The sequence below is a fragment of the Bacillus sp. C30 genome (genome assembly GCF_040838255.1).
GTDB classification, from domain to species: domain Bacteria; phylum Bacillota; class Bacilli; order Bacillales; family Bacillaceae_G; genus Bacillus_A; species Bacillus_A mycoides.
This window is the reverse complement of sequence record NZ_JBFPJH010000116.1, coordinates 1-9,671: the sequence shown is the minus strand read 5'-3', so window position 1 is coordinate 9,671 and position 9,671 is coordinate 1. Positions and strand designations below refer to the sequence as shown.

Below are 9,671 nucleotides of genomic sequence, written 5' to 3'. Positions count from 1 at the left end.
GATAATATAACGCCTATAATATGTTACCTAAAAATCATTTTAAGTTTACAAATAGGAGAAGCAAATATGAATACAAAAAACTTAGTTTTCGTCGCTTTATTTAGTTCTATTATGGGAGTGTTAGGATTAATACCCCCAATTGCTCTTGCTATTACACCAGTTCCGATTACATTACAATCACTCGGTGTTATGCTTGCTGGTGGATTGTTAGGATCACGTCTTGGTGCGTTAAGTCAGCTTATTTTCTTACTTATAGTTGGAGTTGGAGCACCATTACTTGCTGGTGGACGCGGTGGTCCAGGCGTATTTGTTGGGCCAAGTGCAGGATATTTACTTGGTTATATCGTTGGAGCGTTTGTCATTGGTTATTTAATTGAGCGTTTACGTGAAGTTTCTATAATAAAGGTATTATGTATTAATATAATTGGTGGTATTTTCGTAGTTTATGTATTTGGTATCATTGTCCAAGCTTTCGTAATGGATATTTTCGTATGGGAAACGATGAAAGTAAGTGTCGCATTTTTACCAGGTGATTGCATAAAGGCGACTATAGCAGCGATTCTTGTGACAAGATTACATCGCTCATTGAAACATATTATTACGCCTGCTTTGAAGAATAAAAAAATTACAAATGCAGGGTAAGAAAAAGGAGAAACACGTTACTTGCGTGTTTCTTTTTATTATTTTGTAAAGAAAGGACGTCTCATATGGGGATTACAAAAGAATATAAAAAGTATGCCTCTTTACAACCAAATAAAATAGCGATTAAAGAAAATGATAGAGTATTAACATATAAAGAATGGTTTGAGTCAGTGTGTAAAGTAGCAAACTGGTTGAATGAAAAAGAATCGCAGAATAAAACGATAGCAATTTTATTAGAGAATAGTATGGAATTTTTACAACTATTTGCGGGTTCCGCTATGGCTGGATGGGTTTGTGTGCCGCTAGATATAAAATGGAAACGAGATGAACTTAAAGAAAGAATAGCGATTAGTAAACCGGATATTATTGTGGCGGAGCAGTATAGGCTTAGTGATATATCGTGCGAAGAAGGAAGGATTATTGAGATTGAAGAATGGAAAGAAATGATTGAGAACTATCTTCCTGCATATCATTCTGTAGAAAATGTACAAAACGATCCTTTTTATATGGGATTTACATCAGGATCGACTGGAAAAGCAAAAGCGTTTTTACGTGCTCAACAGTCGTGGGTACATAGTTTTGATTGTAATGTACATGACTTTCATATGAAAAAGGAAAATTCTATTTTAATAGCTGGGACGCTTGTTCATTCTCTTTTCTTATACGGGGCAATAAGTGCATTGTTTTTAGGGCAAACGGTACACATAATGAGAAAGTTTGTACCAGTTCAAGTGCTATCTAGTATAAGGATAGAGAATATTTCTGTAATGTATACAGTTCCTACAATGCTTGAGTCTTTGTATAAAGAAAATAAAGTAATTGAAAGTGAAATGAAAATTATTTCGTCAGGAGCCAAATGGGAAGCTGAAGCAAAAGAGAAGATGAAGAATGTGTTTCCTTATGCAAAAAGATATGAGTTTTATGGTGCGTCTGAGCTAAGCTTTGTAACGGCATTGGTTGATGAAGAGAGTGAAAGAAAACCGAATTCAGTAGGGAAACCTTGTCATAATGTACAAGTTCGAATATGTAATGAAGCAGGAGAAGAAGTACAGACAGGTGAGATAGGAACTGTGTATGTGAAAAGTGATCAATTTTTTATGGGCTATGTATCGGATGGAGCTATAATCCCGCAATTGTCCGAAGGTGGCTGGATGACAGTGCAGGATGTGGGCTACCAAGATGAAGAAGGCTTTATATATATTGTTGGTAGAGAGAAGAATATGATTTTATTTGGAGGAATCAATATTTTCCCAGAAGAAATAGAAAGGGTATTACAGACACATCCAGCTGTTGAAGAAATAGTTGTGGTTGGTGTAGAAGATAGTTACTGGGGTGAAAAGCCTGTCGCTATCGTAAAAGGAAGTGCTACAAAGCAACAATTAAAAAGTTTTTGCTTACAACGATTATCATCTTTTAAAATACCGAAAGAATGGTACTTTGTTGATGAAATACCTTATACAAATAGCGGGAAAATAGCTCGCAATGCAGCAAAAAGTATGATTGAAAACCGGGAGAAGATATATGAATAGGGCGGTTATTGTAGAAGCGAAAAGAACACCTATTGGTAAAAAAAACGGGATGTTGAAAGATTATGAAGTTCAGCAATTAGCAGCACCACTTCTTACGTTTTTAAGTAAAGGAATTGAGAGAGAAATAGACGATGTTATATTAGGGAATGTTGTTGGACCGGGAGGTAATGTTGCAAGATTATCTGCTTTAGAAGCTGGGCTTGGTTATCATATACCTGGTGTAACGATTGACCGGCAATGCGGAGCTGGATTGGAAGCAATTCGTACTGCGTGTCATTTTATTCAAGGGGATGCAGGTAATTGTTATATTGCTGGGGGCGTAGAGAGTACAAGTACGTCACCTTTTCAAAATAGAGCGCGGTTTTCACCTGAAACAATTGGGGATCCAGATATGGGATTGGCGGCTGAGTATGTTGCAGAGCAATATAACATAACAAAAGAGATGCAAGATGAATATGCTTGTCTTAGCTATAAAAGAACGCTGCAAGCATTAGAAAAAGGATATATACAAGAAGAGATATTACCTCATTATTTTAATGGATTATTAGATGAATCTATAAAGCGGGAAATGAATTATGAAAGAATGATTAAGAGAACGAAACCTGTATTTTTACAAAATGGAACGGTAACAGCAGGTAATTCGTGCGGTGTAAATGATGGAGCATGTGCTGTTCTTGTAATGGAAGAGGGGCAAGCTCAGAAATTAGGGTACAAGCCAGTTCTTCGTTTCGTTCGTAGTGCTGTAGTTGGCGTGGATCCAAATCTTCCAGGGACTGGTCCGATATTTGCGGTGAACAAATTATTAAACGAAATGAATATGAAAGTAGAGGACATCGATTATTTTGAAATAAATGAAGCATTTGCTTCAAAAATTGTTGCTTGTGCAAAGGAGTTACAAATTCCTTTTGAAAAATTAAATGTAAATGGTGGAGCAATTGCGCTCGGTCATCCGTACGGTGCATCTGGAGCTATGCTTGTGACACGTTTGTTTTATCAAGCACAAAGAGAGCATATGAAATATGGAATTACGACGTTAGGAATTGGTGGTGGAATAGGGCTTGCGCTATTATTTGAGAAAGTAGAAAACTAGAAAGGGACTAGTTTTCTACTTTTTGAGGAACATAAGCATTACTACCAGGTTTTGCTTTTATTTCATTCCAAGCAGCGATAGCATCAGCTTTTGATTTCCCTTTGTTATTTGGATCTTCGAAAAAGTCGCGAGTGAAACGATTGTATTCAAACTGCGCGCTGATAGTTGTTTTGTATGTAGGATCTTTTTTTCGTTCGTTTTCTTCATACCAAAACGTTATCGCGTCTTCATATGTTTTTCCAACATTCTCTTTAAAAAATTTTTGAAGAGCTACTGTAAAGCGGAAGTTTGCTCCGATTTTTTCTTTGAAAAAATCACGAACATCTTCGCTACAGCGGTGATTGTTAGTAATAATCGTTTGAAGAGAAAGTTCTTTATAAGAGAGGGAAGCTTTACTCACCTTTTGACTAGAGCTGTTTTTTAATATTTTACCAGTATGTAAATAATGTGAGATACGCTCGGTTATTTCAATCTTAGAGCCACTAGCTGACAAACCATGCTCACGACAAAATGTTTGGAGTTCTGCTTTTAACCAATAAAAGTTTTGGAAATCTTCAAGTGATATAGACTTTGTTAAAGGTGGACGCATAGATGTAACAACTTCTTTCTTCCATAATTTTCTTTAATTATAAAACATACGTTCTTTTTGTGGAAGGATTAATTTGTAAATATAACGGGAAGAGGAGATTACATATGGAAAGTGTAATGCAAGTTCGTGTTACGGGAATTTTAATTGAAGATGAAAAAGTATTGCTAGTAAAGCAAAAAGTTGCTAATCGTAATTGGTCTTTACCTGGGGGAAGGGTAGAGAATGGTGAAACGTTAGAAGAAGCGATGATTCGAGAAATGAGAGAAGAAACAGGATTAGAAGTTAAAATTAAGAAGCTACTCTATGTTTGTGATAAACCAGATGCTAGTCCATCTTTATTACATATTACGTTTCTGCTTGAAAGGATTGAAGGTGAAATTACGCTACCTTCTAATGAATTTGATCTTAATCCAATTCATGATGTACAAATGGTAGTGATTAAAGACTTAAGTCATTATGGTTTTTCGGAAACTTTTATAACTCTTATAAGTGAAGGTTTTGCAAGTGCAGGGAGTTATCAAGGCTTGAAACAAAATATAGGCCTGTAAATAATTGAAGGATAGCCGTTAGCTACCCTTCATAAACATGTTTTACACTGCTGACTGTAAAGAAGAAACAAGTTGATTTAAAAACTCATCTCTACTCATAATTGCTTTCCCACCGCCACGAGCACTCTTTTTATTTCCTCCGCCTTTTCCTTCAATAGAAGGGAGGGCATCTTTTAAAAGAGCATTCATATCGAGTGTCACTGCTTTACCACAAGCAAGAATACATTGTAATTTGTCCTCATTTTCAATAACGAAGTATGTAATTGCGTGTTCTTGTTGTTCTGTAATAATGGCAGCTAGTTTTGCGACTTCTTGCATAGAGCGATTTGTAAATGCTCGAGAGATAAGTGTTCCAGCATGTATTTCTTCCGATTGTTGTAATAGTTCATTTGCTTCTACAAATAATAGTTTTTCATTCATTGCTTGTATTGCCTTTTCGTTTTCTTTTTGAGAGGTAAGAAGTTGTGCTACTTTTGCTGGAATATCAGTTTCGCTACTGTTCAATTGCTTAGAAACATCGGTTAATATTTGTTGATGTTGTCCCATTAATTTAAGAGAACGCCAACCAGCTATAAATGTTAAGCGTATACCACCTTTATTGCGCTCCCATCCTAGTACTTGAATAGGACCTACTTCACCAGTGTGTTTCGGATGCGTTCCGCCACAGCCGTTGTAATCATAATTTGCGATAATAACAACGCGTATATTTTCTGTCATAGTTGGTTCTTTGCGAAGGGGTAATGCTTTGGCCTCTTCTAAGTTCATCCATTTAATACGAATAGGGTGGTTTTCAAAAACAATTTGATTAGCAATTTGTGCGGCCTTCTCAACAGTTTCTGTAGAAAGATTGGCAGTTTCTAAATCAATGGTTATAGTTTCTTTTCCAAGATGGAACCCGATCGTCGGTATGTTAAAGTGATCCCAAAAAGCAGCGGATAAAATGTGCTGAGCCGTATGTTGTTGCATATGGTCAAAACGGCGCTCCCAATCTATTTTACCCTCTACTTCTTCTGTATGTAATTGTTCTATGATGAAATGACGAATTTCTCCATTTACTTCTTCAACGTTAATTACCGGAATACCATTTAAAGTTCCAGTGTCATGTGGTTGTCCGCCGCCTGTTGGATAAAATGCAGTTTCATTTAAGACAACATATAAGTTTCCTTCTGTATCATGCTCTTGTTTTATAACTTTAGTAGTAAAGTCTTTCTTATAAGCGTCGATGTAATATAATTTTTTCTCCAATTTTCTTTCCCCTTTCGTGTTAGCTAGTTTCATTGTAAAGCAATTGAAATTAGTTTCCTAATATTTCAGAAGAAAGAAACTTTTTTTAGAATTTTCTTGCTATAATAAGAAGAAAATGCGGGGGGGAATGAAAATGCCATATGAAAACGGCGTAGATAAGTTGCTTAGTTTAAGCAGAAATATTTCCGAATTATATCGAGAATTAAATGAGATGACCCGGATTTTAACGGATTGTAATCGAGAAAGTGTGAAATTTGATCGGTTATATGTAAAGGAGTTACTTTGGAAAAAAGAAGATGTCATAGAGAAGTATGAACAATTACTCGTCCAGCTTTGTATTAATGAATGCTTTGATTTAAAAAGTGTAATTACTGGCGAATATAAGTATACATATGAAGAAGTAGAAAGCATTGTTTTAGAATTTAATGAAAAGTATAATGTAGCTATTTTGATTAAAGATGTTTGTAAAGAACTACAGTTTACATACGGAATTGATATGGAAATAACGAGAACAGCTCGGGTATAAACATCTCAAGTATAGAAAAAGGAAAAAGAAAGCAGATCCTTTGCTTTCTTTTTTTATGTAAGAAAAGGGAGAGTAGGTTTAAAGATGAAGGGGAAGTTACAAAATATTCATCCACTTGGAATGAGTATCATTATAGGGACATTATTTGCTAGGTTTGCAACTTCAATGAGCATTCCTTTTTTAGCGATTTATTTAACGACTGTTAAAGACGTATCGGCTGGAATGACCGGTGCTATCATTGGAACGAGTGCGCTTGTTGGAGTGTTAGCTAGTTTTATTGGAGGCAATTTATCGGATCGATTTGGTCGAAAGATGATTATAATATGGTCCATGATTGTTTGGGTGTTTGTATTTATAGGATTTTCAGTTGCAGATCATGTTTTGAGTTTCTTTCTATTAAACGCTTTGAATGGATTATGTCGTTCTTTTTTTGAACCGACATCAAGAGCTTTATTATCAGATTTAACGAAACCAGAGTATCGTTTACTCGTATATAATTTGCGTTACGGTGCAATAAATGTTGGAGTAGCGATGGGTCCACTTGTTGGATTACAGATTGGAAGTGCAAAATCAACGATTCCTTTTTTAGTAGCCGCTGGAGTGTACATTTTATATACAGTTATATTAGCGTTTCAATTTAAGAAATATCCACTTGATAATAAGAAAGTAACTACAGAAAATCCGGTCACAATGTTAAGTGCGGTTCGGATTTTGCGAAAAGACATAGTATTTTTAGTTGCTTTAGTCGGAATCATTTTGAGTAATAGTGGTTTTTCACATTTAACGACGACACTATCTCAATATTTTGCAAACGCACATATATTTCAAGATGGAGTAAAGTTGTTCTCATATATGCTAACTTTAAATGCGGTTACAGTAGTGGTTATTCAATACCCTGTTATTCAAATGTGTAAAAAATATACGCCGTTAGCATCTATTATGGTTGGAACGTTATTTGTGAGCGGGGGATTGTTTGGATTTGGACTAGTAGAATCTATGTTAGGGGCTGCTATATGTACAATTATTTTTACATTCGGAGAAGTATTAATGTTTTCAATGACAGATGTATTTATTGATGAGATAGCTGTTTCACATTTGAAAGGGACATATTTTGGAGCTATGGGCTTTTCAGGAATTGGAGTAGTAATTGGTCCTTGGTTTGGCGGGATACTTCTCGATCATTATGGATATCAAAATGGCTTTATAGTATTTTTAATATTAGCTATATTTTCAAGCATAGCGTTCCCAGTTCTTTTAGTGACAAAAGGTTTAATGAAAAAAAGATATATTAGAAATTCTAAAATAGAAATACATGCGAAATAACATGAGCCCGAGCAAATTAAAAGGTTGCTCGGGCTCATGTTTGTGTTTATAGTAATCCTTAATTTGAAAAAAGAACTTTCTTTTCATGTTTATTGGCAACTTCGTTTTTGGAAATATGAATGGCTAAATATCCATTCTCTAAACAGGCTAGCATCTTGTTATAAATGATATTAGTAGGTAAAGGAACAATCCGCTGTAAAGAAGTGTTTTTATAAAGTATACAAATGTTTAGGCCTGTCTCCATCTTTTTAATGAGTACATTTTGTGCAGTTGCATTTGGTACATCTGTTTCCAAAATGTATTCTTGTTCTGTTTCACAAAGGTCAATATGAATTTGATTTGGAAAACTAAAGTTACTACAAGAATCAGAACAAAATTGATCCATCCATTCTTCGAAACCATCAACATGAAAAAGACAATCCTTCTTTTTCTTGCCCATGAAAGACACCCTCCGTAAAATCTCAATTCATACTATGTTATGCATGAATGAAATAGAGGTGAAGAACAAATAGAAAAATATAAACATTTTATGTGAAAGATACAGTGTGTGTGAATACTTTTGCTTTACATATCATGATGTGCATGATTTTTTTGACGTGAATGGTTACGATTTTTAACTTTGTGAGATCCACTTAAAGGTTCGGGCTGTCCAGAAGATTGCCCTTTTTTCTCGTTTTGACGATTAGATTGATTATTGTTTTTACCCATTGTATTTTACACCTCCTCTCCCTATTTAGAATGAGAGAAGTTTGCGAATTTATACGAGAATGTTTTTTGAGAAACGGGTAAAGATAAGTAGGACTAACTCATATAGGAAGGGGAAAGTGTTATGCCATATCATAAAGATAAGCAACAGGCTTTTCAGGCTGCGCAGCAAGGGGTTGTTCAAGCGGAAAATATATTCAATAATATTGTGAAAAATGACCCGAATTACGGCCATGATTTAAAAGAGTTACGCCAAGAAGTGCAAGAGGCGTACGAACAGATTCAAAATGCACTTGAAGTAGCATCAGAAACGCAGCGTCCACAACTTGAGCAATATGAAAGTAATCTCCAAAATATTATGCGAAATGTAGATCAAATAGAAAAGTGAAAAAGGTTGTTGTGAATTCAACAACCTCATTACTTTTAGTGCTACTATGCTGAAACGAAAAATTATTCTATCAATTTTTTCTTTAATTTGTGCAGTACATATATTTCAAGTGGACAAAGTGGAAGCTAAAATGTTGTTAAGAAAAGAGCTAGAGCCAACTGGCTATGTAACATGGGAAGTGCCAAATAATGAAAAAATTATCGCAATTACATTTGATGATGGACCGGACCCAACTTATACACCGCAAGTATTAGAGTTATTACGTCAATATAAAGCGGAAGCGACTTTTTTTATGATTGGCTTTCGAGTTCAGCGTAATCCGTACTTAGTAAAGCAAGTGTTGAAAGAAGGGCATGAAATCGGAAATCATACGATGAATCATTTGTATGCGAGTAATTCATCAGATGAAAAATTAGAACATGATATTTTAAATGGAAAGAAATATTTTGAAAAATGGGTGAAAGAACCTTTATTGTTCCGTCCGCCAGGTGGATATATTAATGATGCTGTATTTACTACGGCAAAAAAAGCTGGGTATCAAATTGTTCTATGGTCATGGCATCAAGACCCTCGTGATTGGGCGAATCCGGGTACAGAATCCATAGTAAATCATGTTGTGAAAAATGCTAAAAGTGGAGATATTGTACTGTTGCACGATGGAGGAAGTGATCGTAGTCAAACAGTGGCGGCATTAGCAAAAATTTTACCTGAACTGAAAAAGCAGGGTTATCGATTTGTAACAGTTTCGGAGTTGTTACGTTATAAACATTAGAGAAAATCCCAAAAGGTATACCTTTTGGGATTTTTCGTTACTGATTCTTTTTTCGTTTCTTATTATTTTGTCGCTCTGCTGGAGTTAAAGGTTCATTTGCGAACTCTTCATTATAGCCAGTTCCTTGCCCTTGGGCGGATGCAGCATTCATTCCTGAAATAATATGATTGGCTTTTCTTTTACCCATTTTTCTCACCTCTATAATGTTTTTTATAGACGAACCATGAGTCGTTCATAGCATATATGAACGTAAAGTAAAACACTGAAAGAGTGCTTTACTTTATAGTAATAGTATTAATAAAGAGCATGGACAC

13 protein-coding genes are annotated in these 9,671 nt (G+C 35.2%); 8 read left to right on the top strand and 5 right to left on the bottom strand.

Annotation, left to right across the window (positions count from 1 at the left end; genetic code table 11):
- The first annotated feature begins 66 nt into the window (after positions 1-66).
- From AB3X49_RS12860 to AB3X49_RS12850, 3 genes are all read left to right on the top strand, one after another.
- Positions 67-642, top strand: a complete 576-nt coding sequence (locus AB3X49_RS12860; RefSeq protein WP_367962495.1) for a biotin transporter BioY — start codon at positions 67-69, stop codon at positions 640-642.
- 65 nt (positions 643-707) lie between these two features.
- The gene (locus tag AB3X49_RS12855; protein ID WP_367962494.1) at positions 708-2,171 is read left to right on the top strand and encodes an acyl-CoA synthetase; all 1,464 of its coding nucleotides are present in this window, start codon (positions 708-710) and stop codon (positions 2,169-2,171) included.
- On the top strand, positions 2,164-3,261 hold the full coding sequence (locus AB3X49_RS12850; RefSeq protein ID WP_002192725.1) for an acetyl-CoA C-acyltransferase: 1,098 nt from the start codon (positions 2,164-2,166) through the stop codon (positions 3,259-3,261). The genes AB3X49_RS12855 and AB3X49_RS12850 overlap by 8 nt, the downstream gene beginning before the upstream one ends.
- Before the next feature lie 7 nt (positions 3,262-3,268).
- On the opposite strand, the gene AB3X49_RS12845 is transcribed toward AB3X49_RS12850, so the two are convergent.
- Positions 3,269-3,850: a DUF6434 domain-containing protein gene (locus AB3X49_RS12845; RefSeq protein WP_367962491.1), complete on the bottom strand. Its 582-nt coding sequence runs from the start codon at positions 3,848-3,850 to the stop codon at positions 3,269-3,271.
- A 104-nt stretch (positions 3,851-3,954) separates the two neighbouring features.
- Between AB3X49_RS12845 and AB3X49_RS12840 the strand changes: the two genes are divergently transcribed.
- The gene (locus AB3X49_RS12840) at positions 3,955-4,398 is read left to right on the top strand and encodes an NUDIX hydrolase (protein WP_002128512.1); all 444 of its coding nucleotides are present in this window, start codon (positions 3,955-3,957) and stop codon (positions 4,396-4,398) included.
- 42 nt (positions 4,399-4,440) lie between these two features.
- Here the strand turns inward: AB3X49_RS12840 and AB3X49_RS12835 are convergent, their stop codons facing one another.
- Positions 4,441-5,643, bottom strand: coding sequence for an alanyl-tRNA editing protein (locus AB3X49_RS12835; protein WP_328027100.1), 1,203 nt, complete (start codon positions 5,641-5,643; stop codon positions 4,441-4,443).
- A gap of 133 nt (positions 5,644-5,776) precedes the next feature.
- On the opposite strand from AB3X49_RS12835, the gene AB3X49_RS12830 reads away from it, so the two are divergent.
- Both AB3X49_RS12830 and AB3X49_RS12825 read left to right on the top strand, forming a co-directional pair.
- On the top strand, positions 5,777-6,169 hold the full coding sequence (locus AB3X49_RS12830; RefSeq protein WP_002137716.1) for a hypothetical protein: 393 nt from the start codon (positions 5,777-5,779) through the stop codon (positions 6,167-6,169).
- Positions 6,170-6,253: 84 nt separating this feature from the next.
- A complete protein-coding gene (locus AB3X49_RS12825; protein WP_002192727.1) occupies positions 6,254-7,492 on the top strand; it encodes an MDR family MFS transporter in 1,239 nt (412 codons plus the stop codon).
- 58 nt (positions 7,493-7,550) lie between these two features.
- Here AB3X49_RS12825 and AB3X49_RS12820 read toward each other — a convergent pair whose 3' ends face one another.
- Together AB3X49_RS12820 and AB3X49_RS12815 are read right to left on the bottom strand one after the other, a co-directional pair.
- Entirely contained in the window at positions 7,551-7,931 is a 381-nt protein-coding gene (locus AB3X49_RS12820; protein WP_002087791.1) for an Hsp20/alpha crystallin family protein, read from the bottom strand.
- Positions 7,932-8,056: 125 nt separating this feature from the next.
- The gene (locus AB3X49_RS12815) at positions 8,057-8,200 is read right to left on the bottom strand and encodes a small acid-soluble spore protein P (RefSeq protein ID WP_002014281.1); all 144 of its coding nucleotides are present in this window, start codon (positions 8,198-8,200) and stop codon (positions 8,057-8,059) included.
- Between the two features lie 121 nt (positions 8,201-8,321).
- Between AB3X49_RS12815 and AB3X49_RS12810 the strand changes: the two genes are divergently transcribed.
- Positions 8,322-8,585 (top strand): hypothetical protein, encoded by a 264-nt coding sequence (locus AB3X49_RS12810; protein WP_002014282.1) that lies wholly within the window; start codon positions 8,322-8,324, stop codon positions 8,583-8,585.
- A 46-nt stretch (positions 8,586-8,631) separates the two neighbouring features.
- On the top strand, positions 8,632-9,357 hold the full coding sequence (pdaB, locus tag AB3X49_RS12805; protein ID WP_002066634.1) for a polysaccharide deacetylase family sporulation protein PdaB: 726 nt from the start codon (positions 8,632-8,634) through the stop codon (positions 9,355-9,357).
- 37 nt (positions 9,358-9,394) lie between these two features.
- Here the strand turns inward: pdaB and sspO are convergent, their stop codons facing one another.
- A complete protein-coding gene (gene sspO / locus AB3X49_RS12800; protein ID WP_002033549.1) occupies positions 9,395-9,544 on the bottom strand; it encodes a small acid-soluble spore protein SspO in 150 nt (49 codons plus the stop codon).
- Positions 9,545-9,671 lie beyond the last annotated feature (127 nt).

Bases quoted from the DNA above. Each gene is read 5' to 3' on its own strand.
- AB3X49_RS12860 (WP_367962495.1), top strand. From the start codon at position 67: ATGAATACAAAAAACTTAGTTTTCGTCGCTTTATTTAGTTCTATTATG.
- AB3X49_RS12855 (WP_367962494.1), top strand. From the start codon at position 708: ATGGGGATTACAAAAGAATATAAAAAGTATGCCTCTTTACAACCAAAT.
- AB3X49_RS12850 (WP_002192725.1), top strand. From the start codon at position 2,164: ATGAATAGGGCGGTTATTGTAGAAGCGAAAAGAACACCTATTGGTAAA.
- AB3X49_RS12845 (WP_367962491.1), bottom strand. From the start codon at position 3,850: ATGCGTCCACCTTTAACAAAGTCTATATCACTTGAAGATTTCCAAAAC.
- AB3X49_RS12840 (WP_002128512.1), top strand. From the start codon at position 3,955: ATGGAAAGTGTAATGCAAGTTCGTGTTACGGGAATTTTAATTGAAGAT.
- AB3X49_RS12830 (WP_002137716.1), top strand. From the start codon at position 5,777: ATGCCATATGAAAACGGCGTAGATAAGTTGCTTAGTTTAAGCAGAAAT.
- AB3X49_RS12825 (WP_002192727.1), top strand. From the start codon at position 6,254: ATGAAGGGGAAGTTACAAAATATTCATCCACTTGGAATGAGTATCATT.
- AB3X49_RS12820 (WP_002087791.1), bottom strand. From the start codon at position 7,931: ATGGGCAAGAAAAAGAAGGATTGTCTTTTTCATGTTGATGGTTTCGAA.
- AB3X49_RS12815 (WP_002014281.1), bottom strand. From the start codon at position 8,200: ATGGGTAAAAACAATAATCAATCTAATCGTCAAAACGAGAAAAAAGGG.
- AB3X49_RS12810 (WP_002014282.1), top strand. From the start codon at position 8,322: ATGCCATATCATAAAGATAAGCAACAGGCTTTTCAGGCTGCGCAGCAA.
- pdaB (WP_002066634.1), top strand. From the start codon at position 8,632: ATGCTGAAACGAAAAATTATTCTATCAATTTTTTCTTTAATTTGTGCA.
- sspO (WP_002033549.1), bottom strand. From the start codon at position 9,544: ATGGGTAAAAGAAAAGCCAATCATATTATTTCAGGAATGAATGCTGCA.